This window comes from Delftia sp. (assembly GCF_059499305.1).
Window position 1 is genome coordinate 653,515 of sequence record NZ_JCABYI010000004.1, and the last position, 16,182, is coordinate 669,696.

General features: G+C 67.8%; 15 protein-coding genes. All 15 read left to right on the plus strand.

What is annotated here, in order from left to right; translation table 11 throughout:
• The first annotated feature begins 34 nt into the window (after positions 1 to 34).
• The 15 genes from AC5I49_RS04760 to AC5I49_RS04830 all read left to right on the plus strand — a co-directional run bounded on the left by AC5I49_RS04760 (position 35) and on the right by AC5I49_RS04830 (position 16,087).
• The gene (locus AC5I49_RS04760) at positions 35 to 898 is read left to right on the plus strand and encodes a DUF6402 family protein (protein ID WP_495788915.1); all 864 of its coding nucleotides are present in this window, start codon (positions 35 to 37) and stop codon (positions 896 to 898) included.
• Between the two features lie 46 nt (positions 899 to 944).
• Positions 945 to 1,316 (plus strand): hypothetical protein, encoded by a 372-nt coding sequence (locus AC5I49_RS04765; RefSeq protein ID WP_013802359.1) that lies wholly within the window; start codon positions 945 to 947, stop codon positions 1,314 to 1,316.
• 20 nt (positions 1,317 to 1,336) lie between these two features.
• A complete protein-coding gene (locus AC5I49_RS04770) occupies positions 1,337 to 1,876 on the plus strand; it encodes a hypothetical protein (protein WP_392450677.1) in 540 nt (179 codons plus the stop codon).
• A 48-nt stretch (positions 1,877 to 1,924) separates the two neighbouring features.
• Positions 1,925 to 2,734, plus strand: coding sequence for a type VI secretion system accessory protein TagJ (locus AC5I49_RS04775; protein WP_312379326.1), 810 nt, complete (start codon positions 1,925 to 1,927; stop codon positions 2,732 to 2,734).
• An 11-nt stretch (positions 2,735 to 2,745) separates the two neighbouring features.
• The gene (locus tag AC5I49_RS04780) at positions 2,746 to 3,192 is read left to right on the plus strand and encodes a DUF4087 domain-containing protein (protein ID WP_016453374.1); all 447 of its coding nucleotides are present in this window, start codon (positions 2,746 to 2,748) and stop codon (positions 3,190 to 3,192) included.
• An 11-nt stretch (positions 3,193 to 3,203) separates the two neighbouring features.
• Entirely contained in the window at positions 3,204 to 3,758 is a 555-nt protein-coding gene (gene tssE / locus AC5I49_RS04785; RefSeq protein WP_016453373.1) for a type VI secretion system baseplate subunit TssE, read from the plus strand.
• Positions 3,759 to 3,781: 23 nt separating this feature from the next.
• Positions 3,782 to 5,656: a type VI secretion system baseplate subunit TssF gene (gene tssF, locus AC5I49_RS04790; protein WP_016446993.1), complete on the plus strand. Its 1,875-nt coding sequence runs from the start codon at positions 3,782 to 3,784 to the stop codon at positions 5,654 to 5,656.
• Positions 5,653 to 6,825: a type VI secretion system baseplate subunit TssG gene (gene tssG, locus AC5I49_RS04795; protein WP_154834271.1), complete on the plus strand. Its 1,173-nt coding sequence runs from the start codon at positions 5,653 to 5,655 to the stop codon at positions 6,823 to 6,825. Before tssF ends, tssG begins: the two co-directional genes overlap by 4 nt.
• A 24-nt stretch (positions 6,826 to 6,849) precedes the next feature.
• A complete protein-coding gene (locus AC5I49_RS04800; RefSeq protein WP_126311374.1) occupies positions 6,850 to 7,683 on the plus strand; it encodes a hypothetical protein in 834 nt (277 codons plus the stop codon).
• Positions 7,684 to 7,718: 35 nt separating this feature from the next.
• Complete coding sequence (locus tag AC5I49_RS04805) at positions 7,719 to 8,324, plus strand: hypothetical protein (protein ID WP_227472492.1); 606 nt, start codon at positions 7,719 to 7,721, stop codon at positions 8,322 to 8,324.
• 112 nt (positions 8,325 to 8,436) lie between these two features.
• Positions 8,437 to 8,892, plus strand: coding sequence for a hypothetical protein (locus tag AC5I49_RS04810; protein WP_227472493.1), 456 nt, complete (start codon positions 8,437 to 8,439; stop codon positions 8,890 to 8,892).
• Positions 8,893 to 8,943: 51 nt separating this feature from the next.
• Complete coding sequence (tssH, locus tag AC5I49_RS04815; protein WP_495788916.1) at positions 8,944 to 11,685, plus strand: type VI secretion system ATPase TssH; 2,742 nt, start codon at positions 8,944 to 8,946, stop codon at positions 11,683 to 11,685.
• Positions 11,682 to 13,931 (plus strand): S41 family peptidase, encoded by a 2,250-nt coding sequence (locus AC5I49_RS04820; RefSeq protein ID WP_495788917.1) that lies wholly within the window; start codon positions 11,682 to 11,684, stop codon positions 13,929 to 13,931. Before tssH ends, AC5I49_RS04820 begins: the two co-directional genes overlap by 4 nt.
• A 99-nt stretch (positions 13,932 to 14,030) precedes the next feature.
• On the plus strand, positions 14,031 to 14,927 hold the full coding sequence (locus AC5I49_RS04825) for a hypothetical protein (RefSeq protein WP_223275298.1): 897 nt from the start codon (positions 14,031 to 14,033) through the stop codon (positions 14,925 to 14,927).
• Positions 14,928 to 14,929: 2 nt separating this feature from the next.
• Positions 14,930 to 16,087, plus strand: coding sequence for a hypothetical protein (locus tag AC5I49_RS04830; protein WP_312840962.1), 1,158 nt, complete (start codon positions 14,930 to 14,932; stop codon positions 16,085 to 16,087).
• The last annotated feature ends 95 nt before the right edge of the window (positions 16,088 to 16,182 follow it).

A 16,182-nucleotide genomic window follows, 5' to 3' on the forward strand; every position in this document is an offset into this window, starting at 1 on the left:
TCTTCAAATAGATCAGGACACCATCCGAAACGAGATGCTCAAGCACCTCGAACGGATCAACGCGCCAAAGCACCAAACGCCAATTTTCCAACTGCGCGACATACCCAAGGTCATGCACACACGTTTGGCATGGCCTGTGGCGGCCAAGCTCATGGAGCGATGGTTCAATGGGGCGGCGTTCAAGATGCCTGCACCCATGAAGACAAGCGAAGGGGCATACCGTTTGAGCAAACTTGCTGCAGCGCATCTCGACGAAACCACCGTCAACATGAAATGGGCATTGGGATTCGAGCGAGTCAAGAAAGCCCAGGACACCCTGAAAAACAAATGGAGCAGCGATGCTGGAATCGCGCAACTGAAACGTCGAGTGGAAAATCAGGAGAATGCCCATTCCGGCCAGAAAACATGGCGCTTCGGTGACCTGAACCAGCCCGCAAAAATTCTTGAAGACACCTGCCAGGTGAATTTCCTGGTCTTCGGCAAGATGACGGACCCTATGGATGATTTCTACGGTGCCATGGGTGAGTCGCAGCTCAACATAGCCGCTTCCGGCATGGTCACTCCCCAGGGGAATGGAAAAATTTCCTTGGAAATAGACGAACTCGGTTTCTACCTCCGCGACTCCTATGACTTCAACGACAGTGACTCATTCATTTCCCAGCCCCTGGGATGCTGGGGCTTTGAAGGCGTGGATTGCTGGAGAGGCGCGCGGCCGGGCATAAACGTCGACGACGAGATGGCAGATGTTCCGCCAGACGAAGCCCGGAGAAGAAAGTACATCGTCCAGAACAAGCATTTCCTGGAATGGAGAGCGAAGAATGGCCGTGGTGGAGATTTCATGGTGCTGTCTGATGTATATCGCATTCGCCTACCCACTCCCCTCGCATTCTCATGGTGAGCAGTTCCCATCCATAACCCAAGAATAGCCAAAAGGATATTTGCATATGCCCTGGAATGTAGACAACGCCGTCGCCACCCTGCAGACCAATGCGCGCGCCAGCTCCGCCGGCTACTGCGCGCGCTATGTGCGCGATGCGATCGGCGCTGGTGGCATCGCACTGCAGCGCACGCGCGATGCCAAGGACTACGGCACCAGCCTGGTGGCCGCCGGCTTCACACGCTACGACGCCATGCCTGAAGGTGGCTACAAGAAAGGCGATGTGGCCGTGATGCAGGGCTTCACCTCCTCGCCTGCAGGTCACATGCAGATGTTCGATGGAAGCGTCTGGATCTCGGACTTCAAGCAGAACGGTTTCTGGGCAGGCCCCGGCTACCGCACCCACAAGCCCGCTTTCAAGATCTACCGCCATCCCTGATGCGCCCATTGAGCCACGCCATGAACGCCTGTTCCAAAGCTTTCTTCACCCTGCTGCTGGCCGGCACGGCCTGCGCCACGGTGCAGGCCGCCCCCGCCACGGCAGCGGACATCACCACCCTGTTCACCGACGCCCTGCATTGCCGCATCGAGTTTCCCGATGGCCGCGACGAAGCGCTGGCCCAGCGCCTGCGCGCGCAGGGCGTGACCGTGGTGGACCGCGCGCCCGGCGAAAGCCTGGACCTGCTCTACCTGTTTGCCACGCCGCTGGAGATCGATGGCACGCAGGTGTCCTCCATCACCGTGCGCGGCGGCAGTGGCAGCATTGTCGCGGCGCGCGCCACGGGCAGCCTGCAGGCGCTGGTCCAGCGCACCAAGGCCCGGCCGCAGGCGCGCAGCAGCTGGGATCTTGAAGGCTTTGGCGAGCTGCCCGCCCAGTACGCACGCGCCATGCCGCTCAGAAAGGGCCTGGACGAGACGCCACCGCGCATCGTCATCGGCCATGTGGCCGGCGAGGCGCCCGACGCCGTGCGCTGGGGCTGCCGCTCCTACGACGACTGACCGGGGCGCAGCCGCACCCCGCCCCTCTCTTTTTCCTGCGTTTTCACCATGCCCCTGCCCAGCTTCACCTCACAGCTTTCCCTGGACGAGCAACTCAAGGCCCTGAAGGACCAGATCCGCCAGGCCCCGGCCTCGGCGCCCCTGCGCGTCTACTACTTCCAGCTGCTGTGCGTGCTGGGCGAATGGCAAAAGGCGCTGGAGCAGTTGCAGCTGTGCGCGCAGCTCGACCCTTCGTGCGAGCCCATGGCGCGCGCCTACCGCGAGGCCATCCGCTGCGAGGTGCTGCGCGCCGAGGTCTTCGCCGGCAAGAAAAAGCCCTTTCTCATGGGCGAGCCCGCGCAATGGCTGGCCTGCCTGATCGACGCCCTGGCCCATGAAGGAGCAGCTGCCCAGGACCTGCGCGCCCGCGCCCTGGACGAGGCGCCCGCCACCGCAGGCCACATGGGCGAGCACCGCTTCGAATGGCTGGCCGACAGCGATACCCGCCTCGGCCCTGTCTGCGAGCTGCTGGCCCACGGCAGCTACTACTGGCTGCCCTTCGACGCCATTGCACAGATCGGCTTCGAGCCCGTGCAGGACTTGCGCGACCTGATCTGGCTGCCCTGCGAGGTCACGCTGCGCGAGGGTGGCGCACTGCAGGGCTTCATGCCTGCGCGCTATCCGCTGGCGCCCGGCGATGACGACGCCGTCCGCATGTCGCGCCGCACGCAATGGAGCCCGCTGGACACAGGCTCCTCCGATCCTGACGAATCCGCAGGCCACGTGGCCGGCCACGGCCAGCGCACCTGGGTCACCGACTCCGAGGACTTTCCCATGCTGCAGGTGCGCCAGCTGGCGCTGGACACCGCCACGCGATGACGGAGCAAGCCATGCACGGAACAGTCGCCCCCGCGTCCCCGCAAGCCCTGCGCTGCCCGTTCTTGCTGCTGGCTGCCTTGCTGTGTCTGGGCCCGTGGCCTGCATCGGCCTCCAGCCACGGCCCGGCCAATGCCCTGCGCTGCGGCTGGTTCGACAATCCCACGCCCGCCAATGCCTCGCTGACCGATCGCGATACCGACTGGACCGTTGGCGTGCAGGGCGGCCATCAGGCCCAGGGTGACTGGCCCCGCTTTGCAAACCGTGACTGGGTGCGTACCGGCCATGGCAGCCACGGCTATGGCTGCGCCTGCATGAAGGTGTCCACCGATGACAAGGAGCAGATCGTTCAGATCTTCTCTGCCCGTTCGCGCCCTCTTTCCGCCTGCCGCCAAGACCCGGCGTTGAAGGCGAAGGAGCCCGTGAACCCCCTGGCGGCTGCCCGGCCGGCCGGTTCCTGAAGAAACAAGCCATGCGCCCCAGTCCCCTCAACCCCATGCCCACGCTGCGCACACGCCAGAACCAGGCGACCGCAGCCAAGGACCGGCTGCAGCCCGCCCTGCTGGACCGGCTGACCGACCATGAGCCCCATCTGCGCACCGAGCGGCCCGATGCGGTCTTCGTGAACGAATCCCGCCTGCGCGAGGCCCTGCTGCGCGACCTGGGCTGGCTGCTCAATGCGCGCGATGCCTGGGACCACGTGGAGATGGAGGGGCTGGAGCATGTGCAGCGCTCGGTCATCAACTACGGCATGCCGCCGCTGGCCGGCCAGCTGCTGTCCGAGCTGGACTGGGGCCATGTGGAACGCAGCATCCGCGAAAGCATCCTGGCCTTCGAGCCGCGCATCCTGCCCAAGACGCTGGCCGTGACGCTGCTGGCCTCCACCGAGCAGCTCAACCACCACAACACGCTGCAGTTCGAGATCCGCTGCCAGTTCTGGTCCATGCCCTATCCGCTGGAGCTGCTGCTCAAGACCAGCCTGGACCTGGAGACGGGCCAGGTCTCGCTGCAAAACCTCAGGGCCTGAGCCCGGACGCCGCCACACACACCATGAATCCCCGCCTCGTCGAGTACTACAACCGCGAACTGGCCTATCTGCGCGAGCTGGGCGCCGAGTTCGCTGCCGCCTTTCCCAAGGTTGCGGGCCGTCTGTCGCTGCACGACACCGATGTGGCCGACCCCTATGTGGAGCGCCTGCTGGAGGGCTTCAGCTTTCTGAGCGCACGCATCCAGCTGAAGATGGACGCGGAGTTCCCGCGCCTGTCCCAGCGCATGCTGGAAATGGTCTGCCCCCATTACCTGGCGCCCACGCCATCCATGGTGGTGGTCCAGCTCAAGCCCAGTGCCAAGGAAGGCAACCTGGTCGATGGATTCACCCTGCCCTCGGGCAGCGTGCTGCGCACCCACAAGGTGCAGGAAGAGCAGACCATCTGCGATTTCCGCACCGGCGGGCCGCTGACGCTGTGGCCGCTGGAGATACGCCAGGCCCGCCTGGGCGGCCCGGCGCTGGACCTGCCCCATGCGCTGGTGCCCCAGCTGGGCGAGGCCGGCGGCCACCTGCGGCTGCAGCTGGCCACGCTGGATGCCTCGCAGTGCATGCAGGTGGCGCTGGACCAGCTGTGGGTGTACATCCATGCGGGCGACGTCGTCGCTTCCCATCTGCAGGAGCTCATCCACACGCAGACGCTGGCCATCGTGGTCCACCACCCGCAGGACCCGCGCCAGGTCTGGGACGTGCTCCCGCCCGATGCGCTGCGCGCCGAGGGCCATGACAGCGAACAGGCCCTGATTCCCTATTCGCACCGCGCCTTCCAGGGCCACCGGCTGCTGCACGAGTACTTCGCGTTTCCCGCGCGGCAGCGGTTCTTCTCGATCAACGGCCTGTCGCGCAGCATGCGCCGCATTGCCCACGACGGCGTGGGCATCACGCTGCTGCTGCGCCGCGCCGCGCCCACGCTGGAGCCGCAGATCGACGCGGCCAAGCTGCTGATGCACTGCATTCCAGCCATCAACCTGTTCGAGTACACGGCGGACCGCCTGCACGTGGCCTCCAACGTGCACGAATACCACGTTGTTGCCGACCGCATGCGGCCGCTGGACTTCGAGGTCTACGGCGTGCAGGCCGTCACCGGCCACCACGAAGGCAAGACGCAGGACCGTGAATTTGCGCCGCTGTACGCATCCACTCACGGCCTGCACTCCACCGAGCAGGCCTACTTCACCACGCGGCGCGAGCCCCGGCTGTTTTCCGAACGCAGCCTGCGCAGCGGCCCGCGCACGCAGTACCTGGGCTCGGAAGTCTTCATCTCGCTGGTGGACCAGCGCGAGGCGCCGTTCTCCGACGAGCTCAAGCAGCTGTCCATGCATACCCTGTGCACCAACCGCGACCTGCCCCTGCTCATGCGCGTCAACCAGCCGGGCGGCGACTTTGCCCTTCAGGAGTCGGCACCGGTGGACTGGGCCCGCGTCATCGCCGGCCCCAGCGCCCCGATACCGGCCGTGGCCGATGGCGGCCTCACCTGGCGGCTGATCTCCCACCTGAGCCTGAACTACCTGGCCATGACCGACCTGTCCGACGAGGAAGGCGCGGCCACGCTGCAAGAGCTGCTGCGCCTGTACCTGGACCTGGGCAACCACCAACTGGCCGGACAGATCGCCGCCATCCAGGGCATGCGCATCGAACCCATCACGCGCCGCCTGCCCCAGCACCGCCAGCTCGTCTACGGGCGCGGCGTGGGCGTGCACCTGAGCGTGGACGAGCCGGCCATGGCCGGTGTCAGCCCCTGGCCCCTGGCCAACATGCTGGAGCGGTTCTTTGCCCGCCACGTGGGCGTCAACAGCTTCACCGAGCTGCAGCTGCACTCTCGCCAGCGCGGCCCCGTCGCGCACTGGGCGCCACGCCCCGGACAACGGCCCGGCATATGAGCAACGCCGCGCACGCTCCCCTTGCCCAGCCGGTGCCCGATCAGGACCCGGAGCTGCCCACCGTGCAGGCGAACGCGTCCGAGGACGCTCGGGCGCGCCTGTTCTGGCAGCGCCTGAGCGCCAGGCCCTACCAGTTCGACCTGATGCACAGCCTGCGCTACCTGCAGGCGCGCCACCCCGGCCTGCCGCGCCTGGGCCAGGCCACGCGCCCCAAGGACGAACCGCTGCGCCTGGGCCAGGACCCGTCGCTGGCCTTCGCGCCCGCCACCATCGCCGAGATCCTGCCCTCGCGCGCCGGCGAGCCCGAGCGCATGACGGTCTGGAACTTCGGCCTCTACGGCCCCAACGGACCGCTGCCCACGCACATCACCGAATACGTGCGCGAGCGCCTGCGCCAGCATGACGACGCCACGCTGGCGCGTTTTTCCGACATCTTTCACCACCGCATGCTGCTGCTGCTGTTCCGCGCCTGGTCGGACGCCCAGCCCACGGCATCGCTGGACCGCCCCGGCGAGGACCCCTTCGGCCGCTACATAGACAGCTTCATCGGCACCGGCCTGCCCAGCCAGCGCACACGCGACGACGTGCCCGACCACGCCAAGCGCTTCATGGCCGGCCACCTGACCCGCTGGACACGCAATCCCGAAGGCCTGTGCCAGGCCCTGTCGCACTACTTCCAGATCCCCGTGCGGCTGGAAGAAAACTGCCTGCACCACCTGGAGCTGGAACCCGGGCAGCAGACCCGGCTGCAAAGCCGCCCCTGCAACTCGCGCCTGGGAGTGGATGCCGTCGTGGGCTCGCGCGTGCCCGATGCGCAAAGCAAGTTCCGCCTGGTGCTCGGCCCGCTGGGCCTGGAGCAGTACCAGCAGCTGCTGCCCCAGGCCGCACTGTTCCAGACCCTGGTGGACTGGGTGCGCAACTACCTGGGCATCGAATACGCCTGGGACTATGTGCTGGTACTGCGCCGCCAGGAAGTGCCTGCCGCCCGGCTGGGCAGCAGCACCCAGCTCGGCTGGACCACCTGGCTCACGCATGCCGAGCCCGCACAGGACGCGCGCGACTTCCGCATGGACCCCGAAGCCTGGCTGCGCCAGCGCCGCCAGCCCGTGCGGGGCCGGCGCCCCGGCCCCGGCCCCAGTCCTCGAGCCACTGAATCACCGAACCACTGAATCACCACTTCCCTGCTCGCACACATGCCCACCGTACAGATCAAGTTCCCGCACAACGCACCGGTTCCTTCCACGCTGACGCTGGTCGAGGGCAACCGCCTGCGCGTCAAGATCGAGGCCGTCGCAAAGGCCTACAAGCTGGGTGCCAGGATCGATGCGCCCAGCATTCTTGCGGCCCAGCCCCCCGTACACAACGCCCGCGCCGACAGCTGGCAATTCGACTTCGTGGCGCAGCAGCCCGGGCTCACCAAGCTCAGCATCGTGGCGGTGCAGGGAAGCGGGCTCAGCGTCATGCCCGCAGCCATCACCGTGCAGGTGGAGAAGAGCATTTCGCTGCCTGCGGAGAGCACGACGGAGGGGATGCTGGCAAGGCTGTTCCTGGCGGAAAGCGTCTCGCCGGGCGACACCTCACTGGCCTGGAATCTCGACAACGTGAAAACCGGAATGCAATGGATGCGCCGAGTCATCGAGAACCGCTTGAAAAGCGGAAAGCCTGAAGACTTCATGGCCCGCGGTGCCACCAGCGTCGAGGACATCGTCATGGCGGATGACCGGGGATCGGTCCAATTCCATGGCTTCAACGTCTATCCGAAGCTGGGTCCCGACATTGCCAAGAACCTCCGCGACTATGTGGACAACGCCAACAACGGCCTGCATCCCAAACGCAAGGCCTATCTGGACTTTGTGCAGGCGGCCCTGGACGTTGCCACCGGCGCGGTGCCGCCAGACCCTACCCCCACAGGCCTGTTCGCCTGGAGAACTGCGAAATCCAGCTCTCCCGGTGCCGACTTCATTCAGCACGCCGCGCTGGCTAGAAACATGTTCTACACACATGCCCGGCTGCGCAAACGCGACTGATCCCCAAACACATCGAAAACCAAGGAGGGCACTCCATGTCACCAACCCATACCGGATCAAGCGCTTTGAAACCGCATCGCCATTTCCCAATGGCCAGCCTTGCCACTGCCATTGCAGTGAGCGCCTGCTTGATAGGTGCCCAAGCCTCCGAATCATCGCCGCCACCAGCATCGCCGGCTGAAATCAGCAGCCAGCAAACCCAGCCGACGGCTGCCGACTACTCTCGGCCTGCGCAGGAAAGAGTCGCGTCCATGACTGCGCTGCGGCAATACCTGAAGTTCAAGGATGAAGTCTGGGAAACCCAAAGAGCCCGCCAGAGCAATACCTTTTGCTTCGTGCAGCAGCGTCCCGACCATCCGTCCGATCCCGAGCCGAACGTGTGGATGGTCTGGCTCAATGGCGGCGAGATCGTCAATATGGGCTGGCATCTCTATTCGCCCAAAACGCTGACGAAAGAAGACGCCAAAGCGGATGGTGAAAGCCTGGCAAGAATGAAATCCATCAAGCTCGCGACCGACGTGCGAGAAACGGCCCAGGAAATCTACGGCAGCAGCTTCCTCGTCGAACGCGCCTGGGTGGACATGCTGCTGGCGCAATGCAAGGCCAAGGGCCGCACCATCAAAGTGACTCCTGCCCGATAGCCGCATGCCGCATATCGGACGCAACCGCTTTCCCGGCCCATGCCGTGTCAGGCAAGGCCGTCGCCTGCTCGCAAGGTGTCTGCTGGCCACCCTGGCGGGGTCGGCCCTGCCTTTGCTGGCAGCGCCTGAAAGCGGGCGGGCTTCCGATTTCTCGCGTCCGGCGCAATCCCTGATTCCTTCTCCAGCCGCCCTGCGTATCTATTTGAAGAGCCGCCAGGCATCGACTGGCCCCGGAAAGCCTTCAGCCCTCCAGCGCTTTTGCTTCGTGCAACAGCACAACCGCAGCGCAGTCCCTGCGCGCTCGTCGGTCTGGATGGTCTGGCTGGAAGGCGGCCAGATCGCCAATCTGGGGCAGCGCCGCTTCACCGCCAAACCATCGCCGGATGAAGCGCAATGGGATGGCGATGCCTTGTCCGAAGCCAAGGCCATCCACCTCGCCGCCGACGTCCGTGAAACGGCGCAGGAAATCACCGGCAGCAGCTTCCTCGTCGAACGCGCCTGGGTCGACCGGCTGCTGGCGCAGTGCCAGGCCAAGGGCCGCAAGGTCGAAGTCCGCCCCCAACGCTAGCCGGCAATTCCTACCGCCCATTGATCCCTTCTTTTTAAGCACCCAAGACCCATGACAGAAATCAGCCGCCAATCCCTCTTCGGCAAGCTCAACCCGCTGCTGTTCAAGTCGCTGGAAGGCGCCACCGTGTTCTGCAAGCTGCGCGGCAATCCCTATGTGGAGCTGGTGCACTGGCTGCACCAGCTGCTGCAGGAAAACGATTGCGACCTGATCCGCATCCTGCGCCACTTCGACATCGCCTCCGACCGCCTGGCCGCCGATGTGCTGCGCCGCCTGGACCAGCTGCCGCGCGGCGCCACCTCGATCAGCGACTTCTCCGAGCACATAGAGACCGCCATCGAGCGCGGCTGGGTCTATGCCACGCTGATGTTCAACGACAGCCAGATCCGCAGCGCCTATCTGCTGTCGGGCATGGTGCGCACGCGCTCGCTGGCCAATGAGCTGCGCTCCATCTCGCGCGAATTCGACAAGATCTCCGAGCCCGCGCTCAGCGACGCCTTCGCCCGCCTGCTGCCCGACTCGCCCGAGGCACGCATGCGCGCGGCCGATGGCAGCGGGCTGGAAGGCACGCCGGGCGAAGCCAGCCAGGCCACGGGCACCGCGCCCGGCCAGGGCGGTGCGCTGCAGCAGTACACGGTGGACCTGACGGCCCGCGCCAAGGCGGGCGAACTGGACCCCGTCACGGGCCGCGATGACGAAGTGCGCCAGATGGTGGACATCCTGCTGCGCCGCCGCCAGAACAACCCCATCCTGGTGGGCGAGGCCGGCGTGGGCAAGACCGCCGTGGTCGAAGGCCTGGCCCTGCGCATCGCCCAGGGCGATGTGCCGCCGCCGCTGCAGGGCGTGGAGCTGCGCGTGCTGGACGTGGGCCTGCTGCAGGCCGGCGCCAGCATGAAGGGCGAGTTCGAGAACCGCCTGCGCGGCCTGCTGGACGCCGTGCAGTCCAGCACCACGCCCATCGTGCTCTTCATCGACGAAGTCCACACCCTGGTGGGCGCGGGCGGCCAGGCCGGCACCGGCGATGCCGCCAACCTGCTCAAGCCCGCCCTGGCGCGCGGCACGCTGCGCACCATCGGCGCCACCACCTGGGCCGAGTACAAGAAATACATCGAAAAAGACCCGGCCCTGACCCGCCGCTTCCAGCTGGTGCAGGTGCACGAGCCCGACGAGCCCCGCGCCGTGGACATGCTGCGCGGCGTGGCCGCCAAGCTGGAAAACCACCACCAGGTGCGCATTGCCGCAGACGCCGTGGCCGCGGCCGTCAGCCTGTCGCACCGCTACATTCCCTCGCGCCAGCTGCCCGACAAGGCCGTCAGCCTGCTGGACACGGCCTGCTCGCGCGTGGCCATGGCCCTGCATGCCACGCCCGCCCAGCTGGAAGCCGTGCAGCGCCGCATCGAGGCCCTGGGCGTGGAGCAGGAAGTGCTGCTGCGCGAGGCCGCCCTCGGCCTGCCCACGGCCGAGCGCCTGCAGGCGCTGGAAACCGACCTGGCCAGCCTGCGCGAGCGCCAGGCCACGCTGGCCGAGCGCTTTGGCCAGGAAAGCGCGCTGGCCCGCCGCATCCTGGAAACCGAGGCCGCCCTCATGGGCCTGAAGCCGCCCGTCTTCTCCACCGGCGCCGCCGCAGACCCGTCCGCTGCGGCGCCGGAAACGGCCGCCGAAGCCACCGCAACCGAACCTGCCGAGCCACCCAGCGTGGCCTCGCTGGAAGCGCTGCGCCGCCAGCTCGCCGAGCTGCAGGGCGATTCCCCGCTGCTGCAGCCCGTGGTCGATGCCGGCGTGGTCGCCGCCGTCGTGGCCGAGTGGACCGGCATTCCCGTGGGCCGCATGGTGCGTGACGAGGTGCAGTCCGTGCTCTCGCTGGCAGACACGCTGGAGAAGCGCGTCATCGGCCAGCGCCACGGCCTGGAGGCCATCACGCGCCGCATCCAGACCTCCCGCGCGCGGCTGGACGATCCGGGCAAGCCCATCGGCGTCTTCCTGCTCGCCGGCCCCTCGGGCGTGGGCAAGACGGAAACCGCCCTCTCCCTGGCCGAAGCCCTGTATGGCGGCGAGCAAAACCTCATCACCATCAACATGAGCGAGTTCCAGGAGGCGCACACCGTCTCCACCCTCAAGGGCGCGCCGCCCGGCTACGTGGGCTACGGCGAAGGCGGCGTGCTGACCGAGGCCGTGCGCCGCCGCCCCTACAGCGTGGTCCTGCTCGACGAAATCGAAAAGGCCCACTCCGACGTGCACGAGATGTTCTTCCAGGTCTTCGACAAAGGCTGGATGGAAGACGGCGAGGGCCGCTACATCGACTTCAAGAACACCGTCATCATCCTGACCTCCAACGTGGGCTCGGACCTGATCGCCAGCATGTGCCGCGACCCGGACCTGGCGCCCACGCCCGAAGGCCTGGCCCAGGCCGTGCGCCAGCCGCTGCTGCAGACCTTCCCTGCCGCGCTGCTGGGCCGCCTGACGGTGGTGCCCTACTACCCCATCTCCGACGCCATGCTGGAGCAGATCATCCGGCTGCAGATGCTGCGCATACAGCGGCGCATCGAGGAACGCCACGGCGCGCAGTTCAGCTTCGATGAAGCAGCCGTGGACCTGGTGCGCCGCCGCTGCAGCGAGGTCGAGTCCGGTGCGCGCATGGTGGACGGCATCCTTACCCAGAACCTGCTGCCGCGCATGGCTGCCCACTTCCTGCAGGCCACCGTGCAAGGCCAGGAACTGCAAAGCCTGCATGCCGGCGCCAGCGGCGACGACTTCACGCTGGACGTGCGCACCCGCGCTGCGGAGCCGGCATGAGAAGGCACCGCCTGCCACGCGCCGCCACGGCCGTGATCGCAGCCGCGCTGCTGGCCGCCCCGGCTGCGCAGGCGCTGGACCTGGGCGCCATCGGCCAGGCGGCCGACACCGTGCAGCGGGCCTCGGGCGCCGCCACGGCCGGCCAGCAGGCGCTGGAGGCCGGCCGCAGCGCGGCCACCGGTGCCGCCAGCGAGGCCCGTGCCTGGTGGGACCGCAACCAGGCCCAGCCCGAGGCGGCACAGTCGCCGCCCTCCGGCGCCGCCCCCGTGCAGGACGACCAGGGCGGCCCACGCCGCGTCATGGCCGTGCTGGGCGACGCCTGGACGGACAGCGCCCGGCGCGGCCAGGCCGTGGTCGCGCTCATGGACCAGGGGCCGTACCTCGTGCAGCGCCGGGCCGCCCATGTGGCGCCGGCCAAGTCGCAATGGCTGGCCCTGCCGCGCGGCGACAGCACCGGCGTGGCCATCGAACTGCCCGGCGACCCCGACGGCACGACCTATGACCTGTCCACCGGCCGTGCCCGCCCCGGGGGCCGGGGCGTGCGCATCTTCGCCCTGTCCGTCCATGCCGACGTGCCCCAGCGCGCGGGCCGGCGCAGCCTGGACGCCATAGAGCAGCACGCCATGCTGCGCGCCAGCTCGGTGCGCACCGAATGGCCGCGCCAAAGCGGCGACATCCTGGAGCCCACGGGCGGCAAGCTGCTGGTCTGGGCCAGCGATGCCACGCAGCGCTTCCCTTCCGGCTTTGGCGCCGACGGGCGCCTGTTCACCGCCGACGATCCCATGGTCACCCTGCCGCGCGGCTACACCGTGGTCACGCTGGAGCCGCAGGGCCTGCGCTTCGACCGCGCCCGGGAAATCGCCCTGGCCTTCCATGCCGTCCAGCCCGCGCAGGACATCGACCTGTCCCGCCTGGGCGCGGGCGATGCGGCCCAGGCCCTCATCGGCCTCATTGCCGAGCGCCACCCGCTGGCCGCTGCCAGCGGCTTTGATGCCGGCAAGCTGCGTGCCGACTACGGCCAGCGCCTGCAGACCGCCGCCGAGCGCGGCGACAGCGCCGCACAGGCCCAGGCCCTGGCAGAAATGGGCCAGCGCCTGGGCGATGGCCAATACCGCGTTCTGCTGCCCGGCGGCCAGGCCTGGCCTGCCCGCACAGACCGGGGCCTGTCCCCGCAGCTGCTGGCACGCGGCAGCGTCAACATGCCCATGCCGCGCACCTGGCTGCGCGAGGACGGCCGCATCGCCATCACCGGCGTGGCGCCAGGCTCTGCCGCCGCCAAGGCGGGCCTGCAGCCCGGCAGCGACATCCTCGCCATCGAAGGGGAAAGCCCGACCCGCTACCTGGACCGCATTGCCCCCGCCTCGCTGCGCGCCGGTGCCGACGCCCGCCGCGCCGACCTGCTGGCGCTGGACCTGGGCACGCCCGCCACGCTGAGCCTGCGCACCGCAGCCGGCGCGCCCCCGGCCAGCCAGGAACAGACCCTGCGCCTGGACGCCGCCCCCGCCGCAACCACGGCCCTGCCTGCGGCCGAGCCCGCCCTCGCCTCCTTCCTGCTGCGCAGCGCCCAGGGCGGCAACCTGGCCTACATCGCCCTCGACAGCTTTGCCGACGGCGCCACCGGCCAGCTCAGCCGCTGGGAAAGCGCCCTGGCCGCCGCCACCCAGGCCAGGGTCACGGGCCTGGTCATCGACCTGCGCGCCCACCGGGGCGACGACGCCTACCAGCTGCTGCCCCACATGCTGGCCTCGCTCTACACACGCGACAAGCCGCTGCGCATGCAGGACGCCGCCCAGCGCCTGTTCGACCCCGCCGCCCGCGTCTGGCGCAGCCGTGGCGGCCTGGGCCTGCCGGCCCAGCTGCCGCTGGCCGCCACGGGCGCGCCCTTCACGGCCCCCGTCGCCGTGCTCACCGGCCCCGGCTGCGCCGGCCCCTGCGAACTGTTCGCCGCCTGGCTGCAGCACAGCCAACGTGCCGACATCGTCGCCACCAGTGCCACGGCTGGCGCCACCGGCCCCGCCACGCGCGTGCACCTGCCGGCCGGCTTCATCGTGCAAGTCCCCCTGCTCGCAGAAACCGGCCCCTCTGGCGGCAACAACCCCGCCGCACAGGCCCAAGGCGTGACCCCGCGCCTGCGCGTGCCCGTGGACGCGGCCTTCACCGCCTCCCTCCAGGCCAGCGGCGACCCGCTGCTGGATGCCGCCGTGCTGCACCTGGATCGCGCCCGCGCTGTGCAGGCATCGCGCTAGGACCAGCCATCCATCGTCTTACGGAGACCCCTGAACATGCCACTTGCCATTACCAGCCAGCCCGCAGGACCGCAGTTCGCCATCACGGCCGATGCCCAAATGCCCACCATCACGGTGACTGCCGTCCTGCAGAACGAAGCGCTGCCTGCAGGGAGCACGCCCATCTTCGAATGGTCGGCCACGCTGACGTTCGAAGGCGGCACACCGCCTACCAACACCGCGTATGGAAGTGGCCGAAGCACTGCACACAGCCCTCTGCCACCGCAGACCAGCGCCAGCCCGAGCTGGCGCATCCCGTTCACCGAAGTCCGTGGAGGCCTGCTGACCGTGCAGGTCACGATGCGGGCGGCCGGTGTGGAGCGCCGGGCGCGCGCCACCTGGACCATCGTCGGCACCAATCCCACGAGCACCGCCATCCGTGCCTTTGCCAACAGCATTGGCGCCGACAGGATCGTGTTTCGAAAAAAAATGCGGCAGGAAAGCTCGCTGCAACAATTCCGCACTCCCGGCAATTGGCCGAAATACAGCAGCGATGGCCTGGGTGGCGTGGGCCTGTGCCAACTCACCCGACCGGCACCGACCGCCAATCAGACCTGGAACTGGAAGGACAACGTGCGCGGCGGCTGGAAGCTCTTCCTGGAAAAGGAGGCCTTCGCAAGGGCATATCCTGGCAAGCAGCGCAAGGGCGAGCGGTTCAAAGGTCTGGTCAGAGCCTGGAACCAGGCCCGAACCGCACAAGGATTGCCAGCCATTCCCGTGGAACTGCCGGACTACACGGCCGAGCAGCTCGAACTCGACACCCTGCGCGGCTTCAACGGCTATGCCAACAATCTGCATGAGTACCGCATACGCATGCAAGGCGATCAACTGTGGGTGACGGTCAGCGCCGACGGCAATACGGCCCGCGCCGAATGGGAAAGGATTCCCGCCGCCGAGCGCGGCGCCGTGGGCGATCGCAACTATGTCGACAACGTGCTTGCCCGCGAGGACTTCTAGCCATGCCCTGGAGTGCTACTTCCCGCCGCTTCGCGACCATTGGCGTAATGCTGGCCAGCGCTTTGCTGTCGGTCGCATGCACGCGCAATGCGGATGACAGCCCTGCCGTCTCGTCCGGGCAGGCGAAGCCGGCCAGCTTCGCCTCGTCGAACGACCAGGACCCGTACCGCTATCTCTATACCGTTTACTGCAACGGCACCGTTGATCGCCTGGACCTCGTCCAACGATCCAAAGTGGGCAGTTTCCAGCTGTCCGAGCGCAGCGGCAGCCCCCCTGCCGTTGCGGCGCTTGCACAGCCGGGAGTGCGCCCCGGCGGTTGCCTGGCCCGCTCCGTGGCCACGGACGATGCGCAGGATCGCACTGCCGCAATGGTCCACATCGTTGCCAGCAGCCATGTGGATCCCGATGCCGACGGCCGCAAGCCGTATCAGTTGCTGACATTCGAGCTGCCCCAATGGACACTGCAGCAGACCCGCAACCTGGGCAGCCTGGATGCACCGCCCCGTCTGACCATCTCCGCCAACGCAAGCCTGACCGTGCAGCCCCGGGACGAGGACCCGGCTGCAGCCATGGCCGCGCAGGTTCAGTCCTGGGCGGGAGCCGATGCGATGACCTGGGCCAATGCCATCGAATGGTCAGCAGGCAATGTGCTGTTGACCTATGCCTTGCCCGATCAGCGCGGCACGGGCGCAGCGCTGGCGCTGCGCACGGGTGCGCGCATCGTGCGCCTGGCCGAATTCCGCCATGGCTCCGGCGACATCCCCCCGGACCTGCGTTTGGCGCCGGGCGGCCAGTTCGTGCTGGCCACCATGAAGCGATCCGTCCCCCTTGGCGAGGGCCTCAGCAAGGTCGAAGCCACCGGAGAGCTACGGCTGTATGGCGCTGACGGCCGCCAGCTCAGCGTTCTGAACCTGGAAAGCCTGGCAGGCAGCGTGCTTGCACTGAGCCAGTCCGGCAAGCTGGACCTGGACCAACCGCGCACCGACAACGACTGGTTCAACGTGGCCTTGACGCCTGGCGGCCTGGCTGTTTTCACCGACCGGCGCGGCAACTACCAGTTCATCGCGCTGGGGCACACCTTTCGCCCCGATCCCGTCATCGATCCAGCCCTGGATGACGCAGACGGCGCCCGTCCAGGGCTGGTGTACGCAGCCCGATAGCAGCAAAGGCACCTCTCCACCCGATCCACCGCCGGCGCACGCAGGTCCGCCCACCCGGACCTGACGCCCCCGCCCCTTGTCTACATCCAAGCACC